This window comes from Salirhabdus euzebyi (assembly GCF_014207435.1).
GTDB lineage: Bacteria > Bacillota > Bacilli > Bacillales > Alkalibacillaceae > Salirhabdus > Salirhabdus euzebyi.
Window position 1 is genome coordinate 187,102 of record NZ_JACHGH010000001.1, and the last position, 20,060, is coordinate 207,161.

18 protein-coding genes and 2 pseudogenes are annotated in these 20,060 nt (G+C 35.9%); 15 read left to right on the forward strand and 5 right to left on the reverse strand.

Going from position 1 to position 20,060, the window contains the following annotated elements:
• The 5 genes from queG (at nucleotide 1) to HNQ94_RS00980 (ending at nucleotide 4,912) form a co-directional block, all read left to right on the forward strand.
• A complete protein-coding gene (gene queG / locus HNQ94_RS00960; protein WP_174496370.1) occupies nucleotides 1–1,140 on the forward strand; it encodes a tRNA epoxyqueuosine(34) reductase QueG in 1,140 nt (379 codons plus the stop codon).
• 171 nt (nucleotides 1,141–1,311) lie between these two features.
• Nucleotides 1,312–1,842, forward strand: a complete 531-nt coding sequence (locus tag HNQ94_RS00965; protein WP_174496371.1) for a methylated-DNA--[protein]-cysteine S-methyltransferase — start codon at nucleotides 1,312–1,314, stop codon at nucleotides 1,840–1,842.
• A 348-nt stretch (nucleotides 1,843–2,190) separates the two neighbouring features.
• A complete protein-coding gene (locus tag HNQ94_RS00970) occupies nucleotides 2,191–3,060 on the forward strand; it encodes an amidase domain-containing protein (RefSeq protein WP_246200002.1) in 870 nt (289 codons plus the stop codon).
• Between the two features lie 51 nt (nucleotides 3,061–3,111).
• On the forward strand, nucleotides 3,112–3,585 hold the full coding sequence (gene trmL / locus HNQ94_RS00975; RefSeq protein WP_174496372.1) for a tRNA (uridine(34)/cytosine(34)/5-carboxymethylaminomethyluridine(34)-2'-O)-methyltransferase TrmL: 474 nt from the start codon (nucleotides 3,112–3,114) through the stop codon (nucleotides 3,583–3,585).
• Between the two features lie 406 nt (nucleotides 3,586–3,991).
• Entirely contained in the window at nucleotides 3,992–4,912 is a 921-nt protein-coding gene (locus HNQ94_RS00980) for a ketopantoate reductase family protein (protein ID WP_174496373.1), read from the forward strand.
• 25 nt (nucleotides 4,913–4,937) lie between these two features.
• Here HNQ94_RS00980 and HNQ94_RS00985 read toward each other — a convergent pair whose 3' ends face one another.
• On the reverse strand, nucleotides 4,938–5,354 hold the full coding sequence (locus HNQ94_RS00985; protein ID WP_174496374.1) for a universal stress protein: 417 nt from the start codon (nucleotides 5,352–5,354) through the stop codon (nucleotides 4,938–4,940).
• A 13-nt stretch (nucleotides 5,355–5,367) separates the two neighbouring features.
• Nucleotides 5,368–6,822: a SulP family inorganic anion transporter gene (locus tag HNQ94_RS00990; RefSeq protein WP_174496375.1), complete on the reverse strand. Its 1,455-nt coding sequence runs from the start codon at nucleotides 6,820–6,822 to the stop codon at nucleotides 5,368–5,370.
• Nucleotides 6,823–7,031: 209 nt separating this feature from the next.
• Between HNQ94_RS00990 and HNQ94_RS00995 the strand changes: the two genes are divergently transcribed.
• From HNQ94_RS00995 to HNQ94_RS01015, 5 genes and pseudogenes are all read left to right on the forward strand, one after another.
• A complete protein-coding gene (locus HNQ94_RS00995) occupies nucleotides 7,032–7,463 on the forward strand; it encodes a cell wall hydrolase (RefSeq protein WP_174496376.1) in 432 nt (143 codons plus the stop codon).
• A gap of 138 nt (nucleotides 7,464–7,601) precedes the next feature.
• Nucleotides 7,602–8,045, forward strand: a complete 444-nt coding sequence (locus HNQ94_RS01000; protein ID WP_174496377.1) for a MarR family winged helix-turn-helix transcriptional regulator — start codon at nucleotides 7,602–7,604, stop codon at nucleotides 8,043–8,045.
• A gap of 182 nt (nucleotides 8,046–8,227) precedes the next feature.
• Nucleotides 8,228–8,833: an NAD(P)H:quinone oxidoreductase gene (gene wrbA, locus HNQ94_RS01005; protein WP_174496378.1), complete on the forward strand. Its 606-nt coding sequence runs from the start codon at nucleotides 8,228–8,230 to the stop codon at nucleotides 8,831–8,833.
• Between the two features lie 347 nt (nucleotides 8,834–9,180).
• A pseudogene (prkA, locus tag HNQ94_RS01010) lies at nucleotides 9,181–10,071 on the forward strand (ATP-dependent protease PrkA); the annotation flags it as partial.
• A 530-nt stretch (nucleotides 10,072–10,601) separates the two neighbouring features.
• Entirely contained in the window at nucleotides 10,602–11,537 is a 936-nt protein-coding gene (locus HNQ94_RS01015) for a hypothetical protein (RefSeq protein WP_174496379.1), read from the forward strand.
• A gap of 218 nt (nucleotides 11,538–11,755) precedes the next feature.
• Here HNQ94_RS01015 and HNQ94_RS01020 read toward each other — a convergent pair whose 3' ends face one another.
• On the reverse strand, nucleotides 11,756–13,339 hold the full coding sequence (locus tag HNQ94_RS01020; RefSeq protein ID WP_174496380.1) for a recombinase family protein: 1,584 nt from the start codon (nucleotides 13,337–13,339) through the stop codon (nucleotides 11,756–11,758).
• Between the two features lie 448 nt (nucleotides 13,340–13,787).
• Between HNQ94_RS01020 and HNQ94_RS01025 the strand changes: the two genes are divergently transcribed.
• Together HNQ94_RS01025 and HNQ94_RS01030 are read left to right on the forward strand one after the other, a co-directional pair.
• Nucleotides 13,788–14,111 carry a MerR family transcriptional regulator gene (locus HNQ94_RS01025; protein ID WP_246200003.1) on the forward strand — a complete coding sequence of 108 codons (324 nt, stop codon included), beginning with the start codon at nucleotides 13,788–13,790 and terminating at the stop codon, nucleotides 14,109–14,111.
• A gap of 484 nt (nucleotides 14,112–14,595) precedes the next feature.
• Nucleotides 14,596–14,847: a hypothetical protein gene (locus HNQ94_RS01030; protein ID WP_174496381.1), complete on the forward strand. Its 252-nt coding sequence runs from the start codon at nucleotides 14,596–14,598 to the stop codon at nucleotides 14,845–14,847.
• A gap of 386 nt (nucleotides 14,848–15,233) precedes the next feature.
• Here HNQ94_RS01030 and HNQ94_RS01035 read toward each other — a convergent pair whose 3' ends face one another.
• A complete protein-coding gene (locus tag HNQ94_RS01035; protein ID WP_174496382.1) occupies nucleotides 15,234–16,187 on the reverse strand; it encodes an arsenic resistance protein in 954 nt (317 codons plus the stop codon).
• Between the two features lie 29 nt (nucleotides 16,188–16,216).
• Nucleotides 16,217–17,107 (reverse strand): LysR family transcriptional regulator, encoded by an 891-nt coding sequence (locus HNQ94_RS01040; RefSeq protein WP_174496383.1) that lies wholly within the window; start codon nucleotides 17,105–17,107, stop codon nucleotides 16,217–16,219.
• A 129-nt stretch (nucleotides 17,108–17,236) separates the two neighbouring features.
• Here HNQ94_RS01040 and selD point away from each other — a divergent pair.
• The 3 genes and pseudogenes from selD to HNQ94_RS01055 form a co-directional block, all read left to right on the forward strand.
• Nucleotides 17,237–18,220: pseudogene (gene selD, locus HNQ94_RS01045) on the forward strand (selenide, water dikinase SelD); the annotation flags it as partial.
• A gap of 151 nt (nucleotides 18,221–18,371) precedes the next feature.
• Complete coding sequence (locus HNQ94_RS01050; protein WP_174496385.1) at nucleotides 18,372–18,692, forward strand: DsrE/DsrF/TusD sulfur relay family protein; 321 nt, start codon at nucleotides 18,372–18,374, stop codon at nucleotides 18,690–18,692.
• Between the two features lie 35 nt (nucleotides 18,693–18,727).
• Nucleotides 18,728–19,990, forward strand: coding sequence for an MFS transporter (locus HNQ94_RS01055; RefSeq protein ID WP_174496386.1), 1,263 nt, complete (start codon nucleotides 18,728–18,730; stop codon nucleotides 19,988–19,990).
• Nucleotides 19,991–20,060: the final 70 nt, after the last annotated feature.

Consider the following 20,060-nt stretch of genomic DNA (forward strand, 5'->3'; position numbering starts at 1 on the left):
ATGAATCAAGCGTTTAAGGATGAAGTAATTCAACATAGTAAACAGATTGGCATTGATAAAATAGGTTTTGCAGCAGTGGATGTGTTTTCTACTTTAAAGGAACGGCTCAAAACGCAACAGGAGCTAAATTTTCAGTCAGGCTTTGAAAAAGGGGACGTGGAAGAAAGAACAAATCCACAAAAGTTAATGCCCGGTGCTCAATCGATCATTTCTATCGCGCTAGCTTATCCGTCCAAAATGAAGGACGCCCCTCGTAGTAAGAAAGATGAGCGAAGAGGGATATTTTGCCGAGCTTCCTGGGGCAAGGATTATCATCACATTTTACGTGATCGCCTGCAAAAGCTGGCTGACTTTCTAAAGGAAAAACATCCTGATGCTCAATTTAAAATAATGGTTGATACAGGTGAATTATCCGACCGTGCCGTTGCGGAAAGAGCGGGTATTGGTTTTAGTGGCAAAAACTGTGCCATCATTACACCGGAATTCGGCTCTTATGTTTACTTAGGAGAAATGATTACAAACATTCCTTTCCCTCCTGATAAGCCAGTGGAAGACGACTGCGGTGACTGTAACCTTTGTGTAGATGTTTGTCCGACCGGAGCCCTCATTCAAGGTGGTCAATTAAATGCTCAAAAATGTATAGCGTTCCTAACACAAACAAAAGGATTTTTACCAGATGAGTTTCGAAGTGAAATAGGGAACAGATTATATGGCTGCGACACGTGTCAAGTTGTCTGTCCGAAAAATAAAGGGAAAGACTTTCATTTGCATGACGAAATGGAACCAGACCCTGAAATCGTCAAGCCACTCCTTCGACCTTTATTGACGATATCCAACCGAGAGTTTAAAGAAAAATTCGGTTTTATTTCTGGTTCATGGAGAGGGAAAAAGCCAATTCAGCGTAATGCGATTATTGCATTAGCAAACTACAAAGATAAATCGGCAGTCGAAGATTTAATTGCGGTGATGAAAAATGATCCTCGCCCAGTAATGAGAGGAACAGCAGCTTGGGCTTTAGGGAAAATAGGCGATGAAAAAGCAATAGAGGCAATTGAAGAAGCGAAGAAAAAAGAACAGGATGAACAAGTGTTAGAGGAAATGGAAAAGGGCCTTGCTTTCTTTACCTCCACAACAATTTAGGCGAACAAAAATTTTTGCTAACGATTATGATAATGTTGAATATACTAAATAAAATTCAGTCGAATGATTTATTGTGATTTCGACTGTTTTTAATGAGAGTTACATTTGCTATTTTAAAGTCATCTACATTCTAGTAAAATAGTAAATAAAACTGGTAGGGAAGGGGTTATTATGAATAAACATTCCCTTTTATATATTTCAGAAATTGAGACGCCTGTAGGAACCATGACATTAATCGGAAATGACATGGGGATTTGCCAAATAGACTTTGGCACGAAGGAAGAACAGGAAACAAAGCTAAAAAATTGGGCAAAAAAGCACTTTTTGTGTGCCAACTTTGAGACGAATTCTGAAAAACTAGTAGAGTTAGAAAAGCAGCTTCAAGAATATTTTGCTGGTGAAAGGAAGGAATTTAATGTTCCGTATCAGTTTTATGGAACACCCTTTCAGAAAAAAGTTTGGAATGCTTTATTAAATATTCCTTACGGAGAAACCCGTTCCTACAAAGATATTGCTCATGAAATCAAAAGCCCAAAAGCCGTCAGAGCAGTTGGGGGAGCAGTGAATAAAAACCCACTGTCCGTTATTGTTCCTTGCCATCGTGTGATAGGTAGTAACGGAGCACTTGTAGGCTATAATGGCGGATTAGATAAAAAAGAATTTTTATTAAAACATGAAAATATACCAATTTCCCAATTATAACAAGCGGATAACCCGCTTGTTTTTATTTTACTTTAAGAAAGTTTAACTTTGTTAAAGGATTAAAGTATAAGAAAAACTTGGCGGCAAGCCAAGTTTTTCTAATGTGCAAATAAAAGCGTAAAGGGTGCAAAAAAATGGTTGAACTCATTAAAAATTCTTTCTCAACCTTTAATTATAGGCTCAAACTGCTCAATTTAAAGTGATCAACTCATTAAAAAAATATTTTTTACGTACATAAGTACCTTTCTTTTAATCAGTTTTCTTATTCCATTTTTATTAAAATTCCTAATTGTTTTCATTTAATCAACCCTCTTCGTCATACACTTTTAGGTGAGAGGAGGTAGCATCATGAGTAAACATATTCTTCAGCAGGAATGGGAAAACATGATCTTCGGAAGATCAGGTCGTTCCCAGTGGTGGAAAAAGAAAAAAGCGGATTATGATAAACGAGGCGTTAAGGTGTTGCAGGTTGCGGGTGATGGGCAGCCATTCCATCGACTAAAAGCAGAAAGATCAGAAGATGAGGTTTTTTATCTCGTTCATTTAACAATGCTACTGAAGCAAGAGGACGAAATGTTTTTGGAAGAATTGATTTTCCCGTTTAAAGTGAAATTGGATGGGGATAAAATCATTTCTCATGAGATGATGAGTTCACCAATTCAAGAAAATGCTGCCGTTGATAATATTGATTATTCGATTGGACCAGAAGAATACTTACGGGAAGGCAAACGTTCTTTCTCCTATGATCGGCGAAAAGCTGTTCAATATGCGGAACGCTGGTGGAACGACTATAATCCGGATTATCATAAATTTGATGTTGATTGTACGAATTATATTTCTCAATGTCTTCATGCCGGGGGAGCAGCAATGTGGGGAGAACCGAATAGATCAAAAGGTTGGTGGTACAATGGTACGAACTGGAGCTATAGTTGGTCAGTGGCAAATGCGATGCGGTGGTATTTAAGTGGGGCACACCAAGGGCTGACAGCAATAGAGAAGGAACATGCAACTGATTTAATGCCGGGCGATGTCATTTGCTATGATTTTGAAGGGGATGGAAAATGGAATCACACGACAATAGTGGTCGCGAAGGATGGGAATGGAGAGCCTCTGGTGAACGCTCATACAGAAAATAGTCGTCATCGTTATTGGAAGTATGAAGATTCCACTGCCTGGACTCCTGACATTCAGTATAAGTTTTTCCATATTGGCGGATAACTTATGTTATAATGTTCAAGTTAAAAAAGAGGCAAAGCTCGAGGTGATGATATGGGAATACATGTCGTTTTATACCAACCAGAAATTCCAGCGAATACAGGTAATATTGCTCGTACATGTTTGGGTACAGATGTGACGCTTCATTTAATTCGCCCATTAGGGTTTTCGACAGACGATAAAATGCTTCGTCGTGCTGGTTTAGATTACTGGCATGAGGTGGATATTCGTTACTATGATTCGATAGAAGATTTGTATCAAACTTTTCCAAACGGATCTTTTTATTATATTGAAAACTTTGGAACGAAGCACTACACAGATTATGATTATAGTGACCAAAACGAGGATATCTTTTTCGTGTTTGGTAGAGAAACAGATGGAATACCAAGAGAATTATTAGTTGGGAAAGAAGATCAATGCTTGCGTGTTCACATGACGGATAAAATTCGTTCTTTGAATTTATCGAACACAGCAGCAATTATTATTTATGAAGCACTTCGTCAACAAGGATTTCCAAACGTTCATTAACTACAATATGTTTATCATAGTGAAAGTAAAAAAACGCCATCATTTGAAATGATGGCGTTTTGTATTTCTTAGTTTTTACCTGGTTTAGAGTCGTAACCAGCTGTGAAGATGGAAATAATAAAAGTGACACTAACTGCTAGAATTAAGAATAACTTCACGAAAATGGCCTCCTTTAGTCCATACTTTCCTCGTATGTAACTGTTGCTTACTTGCTATTATACCAAAAAACTTCATTTTTTGAATACTCCTAGACAAATGTTCAATGTTTCTTCAAACTAATCTCTATTAGCATAAGAAAAAAAGAGATAACTTATACAAAACGATAATAGCTAGTTCATGAAAAATAGCAAACCATCATATATTGATATCAGTATAAGTATGTCCAATTAAGGTTTGGAGGTAATGTATGAATATTGTCGTCTTTGGTGCAGGTGCAGTCGGTGGGTATTTTGGTGGGAAATTAGCGTTAAAAGGGTATCCCGTCAACTTCTTAGTTAGAGAGAAAAGATATGAGCAATTAAAAGCGAGAGGATTAAAGGTGGAGAGCTTCTATGGTGATTTTACCATTGAACCGAGGGTTGTTTTACATACAGAAGAAATTGAAAGCCCTGACCTCGTAATTGTTGCTTTGAAAAATTATCATGTTGATCAGGCAATGCCGCAATTGGAGGAGCTAGTAAACAAAGGGGCAAAGCTTTTGCCTTTACTTAATGGGATGGAGCATTTAGATTTATTTGTTTCAAAATTTGGGAAAGAGAACGTGCTTGGGGGAATTTGTTATGTTGCCTCCACCTTAAATGAACATGGGGATGTCGTTCAAACGAGTCAAATGCAAGATATTTATTTTGGACCTCTATCCAATGCCGTTGATCAAACATTTCTTGCAGAAATAAAAGCTATCATGAAGGAATCCTCTATCCATGTGACATTAACGGACTCTATCATCGCAGAAATGTGGAAGAAATATATTTTCTTAACGTCCTTAAGCGGAATCACCACGGCAACTAGACAGCCAATTGGGATAGCCATACAGGATGAAGTAACGTACAGCTTTTTATATGACTTATTAACTGAAATTTATGAGGTTGCGAAGGCTAAAGATGTACCTTTAGCAGTAAACACGGTGGATACAATAGCTAGCAAACTCCAAAATCTACCGACGGATATGACTTCCTCCATGCACCGCGATTTACAAAAAGGACTACGAATGGAACTAGATAGTCTACATGGATATTTGTTAAAGGAAGCACAAAAACACCAATTGAATACACCATGTCTTCGAGCTATTTATGCATTATTACATCCATATAAAAATGGGAACATTTAAGAAACAGGGGGTTGTCCCCTGTTTTTTATTTAATAATCAAAACAGGACAATTCGCTCTTTTGGCTACTTTATGACTTACACTACCTAAAACCATTTCCTGTAGTGCATTCAAGCCCCTGCTGCCTATAAGCACAATGTCAAAGTCATTTTTGTTCGCATAATCAACAAGTGTTGGGCCAGGATCGCCACTTAAAAACGTAAGCTCATAGGAAATCCCTGCTTCTGTTAGCTTTTGTTCAACTGTAGCAAACTTATCTCGTTGTAAGTCTGTAATACCGACTTTATTCCAATTGTGTAAGGTGTCAGATTTTACTTTCGCACTATCCTTTACATATACGACTTCAACAGTAGAACCAAACGCTTTCGATAAGCTTATGGCGTGCTCTGTTGTGCGATGTGAATGTTCAGAACCATCTGATGCTAGTAAGATTTTTTTATACAATGTTGTTTCCTCCCTAATGTGAACTCAATTTTCTGCTCAATTTCGCTTTTAATTCTGAGCTTGCTTGGTTTAATCCAGTCAAATAAACGTTAATTCCTTCTCGTTCAAAGGTTAATACAATTTTATCGAAGGCAGCAACTGCTGAATCATCCCATAAACGGGCCCCGCTTAAATCAAATATGACCTCTTTTGCTTCTCGGATATTATAGTCAAAATCCTCTAGGAGCTCTGTAACAGAAGCAAAAAAGATTTCCCCTCTAAAGAAGTATACCATTCGACTATGTTTCATTGTTTTCGTAACTTCAACCTTTGATATTTTTGAAACGAAAAATATCGTACTCAATAAAATACCGGCCAAAACCCCAATGGCTAAGTTATGGGTAAATATCACAGTCAACACAGTAACAATCATCACTAAATTATCGGTCAATGGAACAATTCTTAATAGCCGAATAGATCCCCAGTCAAAGGTTCCAATAGCTACCATGATCATGACGCCCACTAACGCTGCGATAGGAATTTGGGATACAATATCCCCCATAAATACAATAAGAAAAATGAGGAAAAGTCCTGCCACTAATGACGAAAGTCTTCCTCTACCACCAGATTTTACGTTAATAACAGATTGTCCAATCATCGCACATCCAGCCATTCCACCAAAAAAACCCGTAATAATATTGGCGATACCTTGTCCATTTGATTCCACGTTTTTATTACTAGGAGTTCCAGTAAATTCATCAATGATACTAGCCGTTAATAGGGATTCGACTAGCCCGACAACTGCAAGGGCAAGGGAATACGGAAAAATGATAGCTAATGTTTCAAAGCTGAATGGAACAGGTGGGATTAGGAATGCTGGAAATGCTTTCGTGATTTGTCCTAATTCACCTACTGTTGTCACATTCATATTTGCAGTAATGGCAATGACAGTGATTGCAACAATTGCGATAAGTGGTGAGGGAATTGCCCTGGTTATATAGGGGAATAAGTAAATAATTGCTAAAGTCCCTATAACCATTGCATACATAATCCAGCCCACATTCTCAAAATGCTCTAATTGAGAAGTGAAGATTAGAATCGCTAAGGCGTTTACAAACCCAACCATCACGGATCTAGGAATAAACTTCATTAACCTTGCTAGTTTACTTACCCCAAATATTATTTGTAGAATACCAGTTAAAACAGTCGCGGCTAATAAATATTCAAGGCCATAGTCGGCAACTAAATCAATCATAACAAGGGCCATGGCACCAGTGGCTGCAGATATCATACCTGGACGACCACCTACAAAGGCAATAACGACTGAAATGATGAACGATGCATAAAGGCCTACCATTGGATCCACCCCAGCTATTATCGAAAATGCTATTGCTTCTGGAATTAAAGCGAGAGCAACAACAATACCAGATAGGATATCACCTTTGATATTACCAAACCACGATTCTTTATAGGATAACGTTTTCTGCATAGGAAAATCTCCTTTATTTCCAAGAATTCAATTGTAATTATTTTTCCCTAAACAGTAAAAGTATGTGAGTTTTTTCACTTCCTGTTTTCAAAGGAGGGGCAGTGCTGAGGCAAATAGTCCATATATAGATATCAACCTAATTTGGACAATTTCATTTTCTCTCTCTTTTGAATATACATAAATGAGTGCTTATTAATGGAGGGATTTTCATGGCTGTTGTAAAGGCTACAGAAGCTGATGTGAAACTTTTAGCGAGGCTAATGCGAGCAGAGGCCGAGGGCGACGGCAAATTAGGAATGCTAATGGTTGGAAATGTCGGCGTCAACCGCACAAGGGCAGGCTGTCTTGATTTTAAAGAAATAACAGATATACGAAGAATGGTTTATCAAAGGCCAGGTGGGTTTGAGGCAACGATAAAAGGTTACTTTTATCAAGGCGCTAGGGACATAGATATCGAGCTAGCGCGTAAAGTAATCAAAGGAGAAAGACATCATCCAGCTAGTAATGCTTTATGGTTTTTCAGGCCGGAAGGAAATTGTCCTGCTCAGTGGTATAACCAGTGGAATACGGGGCGACATAAGTCACATTGCTTTTATTCACCAACAGAATCGGATTGTCCAGAAGTTTATGGTACGTTTTAATCGTTCCGTTTCATTACATTCATACTAAAATCCCTCGAAATTACTTTGGGGGATTTTGGTTTTGATGAAGTTGACAAAGACAAAATCTATCATATATAATTTATTTCGAATTCGAGATAATGAAAAGGGCTGATACTAATGGGAGCAGATAACGAAAAAGAATTGTCTTTAAAATTGTTCGTTGTACTAACAAGAGCGCTGGATTCCATCACTAGTAAAATTAAAGATGATATAAGAGGGTATGGGTTAAATCCTACAGAATTTGCTGTTCTTGAATTACTGTACCATAAAGGGGAACAACCAATTCAAAAGATTGGGGATAAAGTATTATTAGCAAGCAGCAGTATTACGTACGTTGTTGATAAGCTCGAAAAAAAGGGATACATCAAAAGAAAACCATGCCCGACAGATAGACGAGTTACGTATGCGGTAATCACAGAACTAGGACAAACTTTAATGGATGAAATTTTTCCTAAGCATATGGATGCGATCAATGACATTTGCGCTGGACTAAATGTGGATGAGAAAAAGTTACTCATTGAAATGTTAAAAAAGCTTGGGTTATTTGCTAAGAGCATCTAAAGCTTTTTTTACCTATATATCTCTAATTCATAATAAATTAAATGGAAATAATAGGCTGTTGATCATTACACAAAGCAAAATCTTTGTATTATATATCTCGAATTGATAATATATGAAACTGTACTATGTGATGAAGGTTTTCTTCACAACATAAAAATCTACAAAAAAGGAGACGAAAACTTATGTCAAATGTAAATTTAGCAGTCGTTTATTACAGCTCAACAGGTACCAACTATGAACTAGCAAAATGGGCAGAAGCTGCCGGGAAAGAAGCAGGTGCCAATGTAAAAGTAGTAAAGGTTCCTGAGCTTGCACCTGAAGCAGCAATTGAATCAAATCCTGCATGGAAAGCGCATCTAGAAGCAACAAAAGAAGTTCCAGAAGCAACTTCTGATGATATTGAATGGGCTGATGCAATTATTTTTAGTACGCCAACAAGATTTGGTAGTGCAGCAGCACAAATGAAACAATTCCTTGATACACAAGGTGGCCTATGGGCAAATGGTAAAACAATTAATAAAGTAGTCAGTGGAATGTCATCGGCATCTAACCTACACGGTGGTCAAGAAGCTACTATTCTTTCTCTATACACAACGATGATGCACTGGGGTGCAATCATTGCGGCACCTGGTTACTCTGACCCTGTATTATTCGGTGCTGGCGGAAACCCTTACGGAACAAGTGTAACAGTAGGTCAAGACGGAAAAATGGTAGAAGATGTTGAAGGGGCAGTAAAACATCAAGCAAAACGTACTATTGAAATAGCGGAAAAAGTTAAGAACGGATAAGCAAGTTAAGAAGAGTTAGCCTGTTAAAGGTTAACTCTTTTTTTCCTTTAAAAGCTTATTATTCTACTGTAAGTCTGCAAAAAAAGCTCTGAACCTAGCATAAGTCTCAGCCAAACCTTCAATAATAGTTCTTCACGTGCAATTAATTTGGTCTACTCTTTAAAAAAATAATTTTCACGTGCATAAACTACTAGACCGCCTCGAAAACATACTAACAAGTCAATTTTAATGAGCTTAAATAAAATGTATTTCTTCAATATAACTCATCATTAGCTCGTCCTCGACATATATTGTACAAATCGTACAAATTATCGTGAATGAAACAACATATATGGGGAGGGCGATGAATGGATATTTTAGGTAAAATTGAGAGCCATCGAAAAGAGGAGGAAGAACTCCGTTGGGAAGGCACCTTTAGGGAGTATTTAGAGCTACTTAAAGAAAAGCCTCATTTAGCACAATCCGCACATTCACGAATTTATCAAATGATTAAAGAAGCTGGTGTCGAAGAAAAAGACGGCCACAAAGAATATACGTTTTTCAGTCACGAATTATACGGTTTAGAAGAAGCGTTAGAAAGATTAGTGGAAGAATACTTTCATCCAGCAGCCGAAAGATTAGACGTACGAAAACGTATCCTGTTGTTAATGGGACCTGTTAGTGGAGGGAAATCCACTATTGTATCTATGTTAAAACGAGGATTAGAGCAATTTTCTTATACAGACTTTGGTGCCGTTTATGCAATCAAAGGCTGTCCGATGCATGAAGATCCTCTCCACTTAATTCCACAACATTTACGAGATGATTTCTACCAAGAATATGGTATTCGTATTGAAGGGAATTTATCACCTTTAAACATGATGAGGCTTGAACAGGAGTACGATGGAAGAATTGAAGATGTTATAGTTGAACGTGTTTTCCTTTCAGAAAATAAACGGAAAGGTATTGGGACATTTAGTCCATCTGATCCAAAGTCACAAGATATCGCCGACTTAACCGGTTCCATTGACTTTTCCACTATTGCAGAATACGGTTCAGAATCAGATCCAAGAGCTTACCGTTTTGATGGGGAATTGAACGTTGCCAACCGGGGATTAATGGAATTCCAAGAAATTTTAAAATGTGATGAAAAGTTTTTATGGCATTTGCTCTCTTTAACGCAGGAAGGGAATTTTAAGGCTGGTCGCTTTGCGTTGATAAGTGCTGATGAGTTGATGGTGGAGGATAAGACTAAATACATAATAAGGAACCCTGTTTTTCCTTTTAAATTAGATTCGTCACTTACTAAGTATAAATAATAATAGAAAGATCTCTTAGAAATTAAAAAAGAGCCTATATCATAAAGATTTAGGCTAAAATTTAAATTAATCTATAAAATTTCGACAAAACTATTGACAAAACGCAAAATACCCCTTACGCTAAATAAGATGGGGGTTTAGGCATGTATTCTATTAAATCTCTATTTCATTAGGTCTGATGTGAGCGCATCAGATTTGGTATTTCATCTAAAAGTTACTAACTACTAACTACTAACTAATAACAAGTTACGGTTACCATCTTACATCAAAACGAATGTAGAAATCAAGTTATATTTTAAGGAAATAAAAATTTTCACATTTTGTTCTGTGTTTGTTCGGTTATCCTTTTTCTTGTCTTTAGATTGGAATTACCCTCTAATGAACTAGTAACAAGGAGGGTTGGAAACAGCAAAACTTATAGAATACTACCTACTCCGTTCATTAATACACAGGAAAAAGGAGTATGGTTTATGTTAATTAACAAAAAACGAATCAGGAATTGCAAGAACTATTTGTCCCATATCGATGAAGGGGCAACAATTTATATTGGATTACCAATTACCGAAGATGTATCTAATAAGCTGAAGTACATTGGATTCGAAAATTTAACAACTGGAGAATCTCTTGTACCTTCCCCAAAGTTAGGTCCAGTGTCAAAGTTTAATGCTAACGGAAAAGGTATACCACAAAAAGACCAACCTATGGAAACAGCCTATCGCCAACAATATCATGAATGGGAAGACTGGGGTGGCAATAGTCATTCTCGTATTGTTGATATTCCGTATAAGCGTTATCCAAGAAAGTGGATTCCTTCTCCATGGGTGGAATTAGTGATTGTCTCAACTGAAGATCAACATTTTGTTGTGGCGGGATCACCTATTATTAAAGGTGAAACGGAAGAAGAAGTCATAGTCCACCAAATCAACCTTATGCTTGAGATTTTTAAGCGGGCAGAAATTCTGCATGAAAATTTGGAACGATATGAAGTTCCAGAGGTAAGAAGGCTTGGCTGGGATGTCCTTCCGACAGGAGACTTGCCTTGGAGTAAATTTCAAGAACATCTTACTCCCGTATTGGAGAAGAAATCTAGAAATAAAAAAGTCGTTATTTTTGACAGAATTGAAACCATATCTCAATATAAGCCAGACTTCCATGCCATCGGAACTCATGGTTACCGAGGATATATTATTTTCGGTTTTACACAATTAAATCTCTACATCTTTGAAAGTGCAGAATATGGTAATGCTACCTATGTTTTTGAAGGTAACTGGGTGGAGCTTTCAAAAATGTCCAAAGCTGAAATTATTAACGGTAATTTGCATAAGCACCGTTTTATACACTTAGACGGATGGAAAAGACAAATAGCAGAACTCTTCCCAAAATACAAAGGTAAAAAAATATCTTAAACTATCAACACATGGTTGCTTAGGCAGCCATGTTTTTACTTAACTTAAATATGGGTTTCATTAACTATTATACCTTTTAAGCATATAAATGGGGATGTGGCAGTCTTTTAATCATACTGTTATTTTAATCAAGTGGGTAGGAGTAAAAGGTATAAGTTGAAAATGTTCATTCTTATAACTATCTAATCATGACTAGACATATCAACAAAAGCAAAGAATCAAAAGGAAAGTAATGGTTTTACAGTTAATTTAAATTTTGCTGGTCTTCTCCCTCGTCCTTTTTCTATTATCTCAATCTCAGCATACTCAATAACCTCCCTCAGGAGGTTATTTTTTTCTTCATTCGATCGAAGCAGTTGAAACACATCCAACACATTTTGGATCCGTTCCTTTATTACAGTTCCAATGGTGACATCTTCTTCTGCTCTATTTTCCTGTTTGCATTTTACAATTTCCTGCTCCACCTTCTTAAGTTCCTCATTTAACTCTGCCTCTTTCTCCTCATATAAATCAGGGATATGACCCTTCATCGCTACTTTTAGCTTCATATCTATAATCAACTTCAAGCTATCTTCTATATCCTTCTTCCTTGAAAGGAGATGGCTATCTTCCTCTTCATTCGATTCCTCTCTCTTCATCTTTTGTTCAATTAATTTAGCATACTGTTTTTTTATACTGTCCTCATCTAAGTTGACAAGTGTTTTTAAAAATTCTAATATAGCTTCCACCACATGATCATATTTGGCATACACACCACAAGGAATACAAGCAATAAATTCTTTTCTAAAATGGCTTATCGTGCCGTCCTTTTTCTTATATTTCTGGCTGGATGTATTCTTAAGCATCTTCCGCCCACAATGCGGACAAGTAATCAGTCCTGCCAAAATACCAGGAGCGAAATCTGTTCGAACTGGGTGGGTATTTTTCATGTGTGCTAATTTCACTTGTGCTTTCTGAAACAGTTCTTTATCAATAATGGCTGCATGAGCATCTTCCACCACAATATGTTGGTCCTCTGGCTTTTTTACTGCCTTATTATCCACTCTTTTTGTCTTTCCGAACTCAACAGTACCGATATAAACTTTATTACTTAGAATCCGTTTCACTACGACTTGATGCCAATCTTTCTTACCACTTGGACTTGGAATGTTCTTTCTCTTTAACCTAGTACAAATGGTTTGAAGTCCAATTTCCTCTTCACTGACGTACCAATCATAAATCCTTTGCACGACTTTCGATTCTTCAGGGTTAGGAGTTAGCTTCTGGGAAACTTCATCGTATTCATACCCAAATGGTATCCCACCACCACCAGTCATCCATTTACCTTCACGGGCATAATTCTTCCTAGCATTATTTAAACGTTTCTTGATCATTTCAAATTCTTCTCGGTACAGAAACATTTCAAAACGCATTTGTTGAAGGTCGCTATCATTGTGAGGATTGTAGATTTTATTTGGGGTGATAATCAGAATACTGTGTTTCATGATAAGCTCATACAACTCACCTGAATCTTTCATATTCCCACGTCCTAAACGAGAGAAGTCTTTCACAATTAAGGCATCGATCTTTCCTTGACGTATTTCACTTACTATTTTAGAGAAAACAGGACGATTAGCAATGGTGTCCCCTGAGCCAATCTCTTGTCTGATTTCATAATGGAAATCATATTTCTTCAATTCGTTGGTCATGAGTAATCTTTGTTCGTGAAGGGTATCCACACCATGCTTTTTTTCACGCGATTCATCTTGCCTAGAACGCCTTAGATAGCATAGCCCATATTTCACTTTTCTTGGTAGTTCCATCTCATCACCTTCTCCAGTCAACAAGCATCTGCTTACTTCAATATATGGACAAACAATCGATTTCATGAGGAAACAAATTATTGAATTGTCCCATAAAAAAGAAGCCTAACTTTTATAAGTTAGACTTTTGATGTTCATAATTATAAATAAAAATTTCATTATCCCAGCACTACCCCCTTGCCGTACAGAAAATAAATTTTAGGGGCTTGTCCTAGTGGCATCATAGGGTTTGTGAGAATTGGTATGGCGTATTCTTTATTTTGGACAACTTTAGTTCGGTAAAGAGGTAGTACCTTCTTAAAAATTTTCGGTAAATAGGTGATACTCCTGTAACTTTACTTATGTAAAGTTTAATAGAATTAGAGTTTTGTATGATAAAAACTTAAAAAGGTTTGTCCATTTTATTCTTAAATCAGTCACACCTCATATAAATGATATTAAAAAGGTCTTGTATTGGAAGGGAAGTGAAAATGAGAGAATACAATGTTCACCAGGCATTAAAATATTAGGAGAATATTACATTACAGATTCTATTCAAATGGTTACGCGTTGGATAAGACAAGGTAGAATTAAAGCGATTAGATCTGAGAACAGGAAAGAAGGATATTTAATAAATCATGAGGATTTGTTTGACTACATAGATGAAATAAGACCAGGTCTACCAATTATGAAAGCTGTTTATGATTCATACATTGAAAATCTACCTTTAGATGAAGAGATTAATGAATATATGTCAACTAATAATGTTTATAAAATTTCCAAGACACAATAAATGTAATCGATGCAAAGGTAATAGAGCTAAATAAATTATTTGAACAATTGACGGAAGATGTTGATGAGATTAGGAAAAGTGCCAAGACAGAAAAAGATATACAGAAAGAAAAAAGGAACAAAAAGAATCGGAATTTTACTTCGGTTTATAGTTTTACAGCTTTTAAAAAGTTGTCAGAAAGTATTGGGGAAAAATTAAAAATTCCTGAATACCTTGATTTTGATGAAATTGTAAAAGAAGTTTATAACAAATTTTTTGATGAAAATCAGGACTTAAGGGAAATTGTCTACCATGGAAATGGATACATATGCCCAATTACAGAAAAAACCTATACTAGTTTTAGACCCATGATTAAAAAACGCTTACCGAAAGAAAATAGGCGAAATAAAATAATACATCCCCTTTTTAACATGTGAGTAGATTATTTCCAATGTATGTATTTCCATAAACTGGGTATATTCAAAATATACAAGGAGTGATCTACTTGAAAGTTACCTTAAATAAAATCTTTCAAACAGATATAGGTAAAGGAAAAAGCCTATTAAGATTAAAGCGTGATCTTATCAAATTCAAAAATAAAGGTGAAATTTTCATTAGAGAACCTATTGCTGAACTGCAACAAAATCAAACTTTTAAATTGTATTATTTTGCAACACCTAATCCTAAAAGTATGAAAGAGATCCATTTCCTATTCCACCAGATATTTATAGAGAAAATATTGAACAGAAGAAACTGATTTTTCAACAGCAGTATGAAAGATATTATGGAGAAAAAATGCCAATGGATTACTTCTTAAATAATTCATTTAAGTTATTCTTTGCTGATGAGTATATTTGGGTGTATAGATGTTTGTAGTTTCAATTATGGTGACGTAGGATGTTTAAAGGTATCTGACGTAGGGCAGATGCTTTTTTTGTGCTAATAAATGGAAATGTTATGAAAAAATAAAATAAGGAGTAAAACTTTGTGAAGAATTACACTTAAAGTAACACGTGCGTATATACAACAAGAATTACGATTAGTAACAGAGCTGATCTTTTTGTTTTTTTAAAAGAACGAGCAGGGTGATGCAATATGAAAAGACACATCATTAAATAAAATTGATGTGTGCTTTTGAGTTGTTTATGTACTTTTATTTTTTGAAATAAATAATAAAAGTTGTGTAATGATAGCTAGAATAGGTAATTCCAATAATGGTCCAATAACTAATGTTAAAGCTATTAAAGGTTGGTCTGGAAATGCAGTCATAGCAATTGCTAAAGCGATTGGCGAATTTCTTGCTAAAGTCGTTAAGCTTAAACTTGTTCTGTCGGAGTTCGGAAACTTCATAAGCTGTCCAATTTTCTGACCAACGAAGAAATTTACAATAAAGTATAAAAGAATAGGGATAGTAATCTGCCACATTAAATCTAAATTATCTAGTAGTAATTGACCTTGTGAAGCAAACATAGCAACAATTGCAAGACTGAGAAAAATTATCGGCATCACGCTAAGATTAGATATAAGGTTTTCTTTTAACTGCTGCCTGCTTCTTAAGAACACTTTTGTTAGAAGAGCTAAAACCAATGGTATGAATAGTACAATTAAGATACTTTCCACTAGAAAAGAAAGCTCTATAACCCCTGTTGTTCCGCCAAATACAAGAAGATAAATAGGTAGCAAAATGACTTGTAAGATTAAGTTTAAAGGTAAGATTGCCGTTGACAACGCAACATTTCCTTTTGCGATTCCTGTAAAAATTAAGTACCAGTCCGTACATGGTGTAACCATAAGCATGATAAAACCAATATACAACGCTGGAGTATCAACTAAAAACACTATTGCTAGCAGCCATGCTAGGAGAGGTGTCCAGACAAAATTTATCGTGACTGAAGTGTATGTAAACTTGATATTTTTAAACGCTTTTTTTATTTCTTCCATAGGAATTTGTATAAAAGTAATATATAGCATGGCTACTAATAAAGGGATAATAAAGCTTTCTGCGTTTGATCTTATTACTTCTATTTGTCCTATACTTAAGCCAATAATGACTGCTAATAAAATAATAAAAGTATATAACTTTTCGAATAGGGACATTGGTTTCACAACCTTTATGTAATTATCTTCTAAGAGAATTTGCGTATGTTTTTCGTTAAAAAAGAACTAAATATCAGCATAATTGGAGATGTGTATTTCCCTTTTGGCGAAATAACGGAAAATTCTCTTTGACACTTTTCTTGAAGAGGAATCTCATATAATAAATGGTGTTTTAACTCTATATGAACGGTTGTTGAGGAAAGAAACCCTATACCGTTACTATTTAAGATTGCTTGTTTTATTGCTTCATTTGTACTTAACTCAACTATGTTATTTTTCGAGTAATCAATATTATTTAGCTGTTTTTCTACACATTCTCTCGTATGAGATCCGATTTCTCTAAGTAATATAGTCTCCGCATTCAACTCTGTTACAGATGTTAGATTTTTATATTTCTCTTTTTGTTCAACTGAACAATAGGCATTGATTTTATCTTGAAATAGAGGCTGGTAATTGAATTTTGAATCATCAAATCTTTTAGCAATGATGGCAAGATCAATTTTATTATTCTCTAATTTATCAATGATGTTGGAAGTGTTGTCAATGATGAGTTTTACTTTTATGCTGGGATGCTTTTTCTGAAAGTCTATAACTAGGTTAGTAATAACATAAGTACCAATTGTCGTACCACACCCCACAATTAGTTCACCACTTTCTAAATTAGAAAGTGAGGTTAAAGCTTTATCAGCTTGATCTGCCATTGAGATAATTTGAACTGCATATTTTAGAAGTTGTCTTCCTGCATCTGTTAACTCCACTTTCTTTTTAGTACGATAAAATAAGGGGACTTCATAATAATTTTCTAATGCATCTATTTGCCTTGATACAGCAGGTTGACTTAAGGACAGTTCTTCTGCTGCCTTGGTAAAATTAAGATGTGTGGCAACAGAATAAAAAGTTTTTAGCTGATTAAATTCCAATTTATTCACCTCATACAATAAAAATGATAAACTATTTGATAGTCAGAGGATAAAGGAGGGTTATAGATGAAACCCCGTATCTCATTAACTTCATACTCAACAGGTTCAGGCTGAGCAAGTAAAGTTAGGTCACTAGACCTTACGCAAGTTTTGCGTAATATACCCGTATCACAAGATAAGCAATTAATAGCTGGAATTGGAGAAGATTCCATTGGCTACTTATGGCAGAATGAGGTCATGGTACAGTCTGTTGATATAATAACGCCAATTGTAGATGATCCATATCAATTTGGTGCGATAGCATGTGCAAATGCATTAAGTGATATCTATGCAAAGGGCGCAGATCCGTTATTTGCTTTAAATATTATTGGATTCCCTACATCTACCCTTCCATTGTCTTATCTGGAAGAAATGATAAAAGGTAGTGTAGATAAGTTAAAAGAAGCAGGTGCCAATATTGTTGGTGGACATACCATTGATGATACAAGTCCCAAATACGGGCTTGCCGTTACTGGTAAAATTCCTAACGGACAGCGCTTTATAGAGAAAAAAGGTGCCCGTGTTGGTGATGCTGTCATTTTAACAAAGCCGATTGGGATTGGTGTTTATACAACTGCAATAGATCAAAAAATAGCATCTAATGAACAGCAAGATATTGTAATTAGTGAGATGTTAAGCTTAAACAAAGAAGCTTCCTCAGCGATGAGACAGGTTGAAACACACGCATGTACCGATGTGACAGGTTTCGGTTTGATAGGTCATCTTTGTGAAATTGCTGAAAATAGTAATGTATCCATAGAACTTGAATTGAAAAAAATCCCTTATTTGTCTGATGTATTTGCCTTGCTAAATAATGGTGCAACATCAGAAGGTTTATTTAATAATCTTTCTACCTACAAAACAAAAGTTCAGTATACAGAAAACATCACATCGCAGGAAGAATTATTACTCCATGACCCACAAACCTCGGGGGGATTATTAATAGTTGTTCCCCAAATACAAGTAGATGAACTTCAAAAGAAGTTATCAGAAAAGGGCATTGTTGGTCATGTAATTGGTAAAGTAATGGATAAAAGAAAAACTCCTATATTGACGAAACAAACTATCTTATAAAGCAACCAATCTATTTGGTTGCTTTTATTTTTGATTCTAATAATACGCAATTTGCATTATAAATATAAGAATAATGCATTTCACTTATTAAATAAACCCTTATACAATAAACCTATACATTTTAAAAATTATTGTTAAGGGCGTGTTAATAGTGAGGATCGGAATAATTATTGAAACAAAAGAAGCTGAGAAAGCTTGGAATGCCTTTCGATTCGCTAACGCTTGTGTGGAGCGAGGTTTATATGTGAAGGTTTTTTTGATGGGTGAGGCAGTAGAATGCGATCAAGTTAATCATGAGCAATATAATGTTCCGAAGGAAATGGAAAAATTCATTGAGGCGAAAGGTATTTTATTTGCTTGTGGCACCTGCATCCAATCACGAAAACTAGAGAATCAAACAATTTGTCCAATTTCAACGATGAATGATTGTGTAGACATACTTGAATGGGCTGATAAGATGGTCACTTTTTAAAACTTGAGACAACATTTTGGAAGGAGGGTATTATCATGTCTCATGAAATTGACTTGGCACAAAGTTATATAGATTCTCCAGAAAAACAAAAACGATTGTATAAACGTACATTAATAATCGTTAGTATTTCTCAAATTTTTGGAGGCGCAGGGCTTGCAGCGGGAATTACAGTAGGTGCACTACTTGCTCAAGAGATGATGGGAACAGATGCATTTGCTGGTCTCCCAGCTGCATTATTTACTTTAGGGTCGGCTTTAGCGGCATTTTTTGTAGGAAGACTCTCTCAAAGATATGGACGTAGAATAGGACTTACAACAGGTTTCCTAGTTGGAGGACTTGGGGCAATTGGGGTAGTGATTGCAGCTATTATAAGTAATATTTTTCTTTTATTTATTTCTCTTTTTGTATACGGTGCTGGCACAGCAACAAATCTCCAAACTCGCTATGCAGGTACAGACTTAGCACATAAAAACCAGCGTGCTACTGCTGTTAGTATTGCAATGGTTTTTACAACTTTTGGTGCGTTTGCTGGTCCAAACTTAGTGGATGTAATGGGCGATTTTGCTGTCTCAATTAACATTCCTGCACTAGCAGGTGCTTTTATTTTATCGGGAACAGCATTTCTCATAGCAGGACTTATCATTTTTTTATTGCTACGTCCTGACCCATTTTTAATTGTAAAGAGAATGAATGGTTATCATCAGCAGCAAGGTAGATCCATAGAGGAGGAAGAACAGGTCCAAAATAAAAGAGGTATTACAGTGGGTGCAATTATTATGGTTCTTTCTCAGATGGTGATGTTAGCTATTATGACAATGACGCCCGTACACATGGAACACCATGGTCATGGATTAAGTGCAATTGGACTTGTTATTGGTGTCCATATAGGTTCTATGTATCTTCCATCACTTATTACTGGTGTTCTTGTCGATAAATTTGGTCGAACTATTATGGCAATAGCTTCTGGAATTATATTACTCCTCTCTGGAATAATAGCAGCATTCGCTCCTGGTGAATCTATGATTTACCTTGTCATTGCTTTGTCTTTACTTGGAATTGGATGGAATTTTGGTTTGATAAGCGGTACAGCACTTATTGTGGACTCAACAGAATCATCAACTCGCGCAAAAACCCAAGGTACAGTAGATGTTTTTATTGCGTTAGCAGGTGCATCAGGTGGAGCCTTGTCTGGAATGGTTGTTGCTGGTTCAAGTTATACAGTCTTATCATTGGCAGGGGGATTCTTGTCCTTAATACTAATTCCTGTGGTTTTATGGACTGGAATTCGGAAACGATAGAAAATCTTATACTTTTAAGCGTTAATCATATTAGATTAACGCTTTTTTTGATTAAACTGGCTATTATAAT

What these genes read in the sequence shown, in the direction of transcription:
- HNQ94_RS01000 (WP_174496377.1), top strand. Translation starts at nt 7,602, where the DNA reads ATGGGAGCAGATAACGAAAAAGAATTGTCTTTAAAATTGTTCGTTGTA.
- HNQ94_RS00970 (WP_246200002.1), top strand. Translation starts at nt 2,191, where the DNA reads ATGAGTAAACATATTCTTCAGCAGGAATGGGAAAACATGATCTTCGGA.
- HNQ94_RS00995 (WP_174496376.1), top strand. Translation starts at nt 7,032, where the DNA reads ATGGCTGTTGTAAAGGCTACAGAAGCTGATGTGAAACTTTTAGCGAGG.
- HNQ94_RS01020 (WP_174496380.1), bottom strand. Translation starts at nt 13,339, where the DNA reads ATGGAACTACCAAGAAAAGTGAAATATGGGCTATGCTATCTAAGGCGT.
- HNQ94_RS00990 (WP_174496375.1), bottom strand. Translation starts at nt 6,822, where the DNA reads ATGCAGAAAACGTTATCCTATAAAGAATCGTGGTTTGGTAATATCAAA.
- HNQ94_RS00965 (WP_174496371.1), top strand. Translation starts at nt 1,312, where the DNA reads ATGAATAAACATTCCCTTTTATATATTTCAGAAATTGAGACGCCTGTA.
- HNQ94_RS01055 (WP_174496386.1), top strand. Translation starts at nt 18,728, where the DNA reads ATGTCTCATGAAATTGACTTGGCACAAAGTTATATAGATTCTCCAGAA.
- HNQ94_RS00980 (WP_174496373.1), top strand. Translation starts at nt 3,992, where the DNA reads ATGAATATTGTCGTCTTTGGTGCAGGTGCAGTCGGTGGGTATTTTGGT.
- wrbA (WP_174496378.1), top strand. Translation starts at nt 8,228, where the DNA reads ATGTCAAATGTAAATTTAGCAGTCGTTTATTACAGCTCAACAGGTACC.
- queG (WP_174496370.1), top strand. Translation starts at nt 1, where the DNA reads ATGAATCAAGCGTTTAAGGATGAAGTAATTCAACATAGTAAACAGATT.
- trmL (WP_174496372.1), top strand. Translation starts at nt 3,112, where the DNA reads ATGGGAATACATGTCGTTTTATACCAACCAGAAATTCCAGCGAATACA.
- HNQ94_RS01035 (WP_174496382.1), bottom strand. Translation starts at nt 16,187, where the DNA reads ATGTCCCTATTCGAAAAGTTATATACTTTTATTATTTTATTAGCAGTC.
- HNQ94_RS01015 (WP_174496379.1), top strand. Translation starts at nt 10,602, where the DNA reads ATGTTAATTAACAAAAAACGAATCAGGAATTGCAAGAACTATTTGTCC.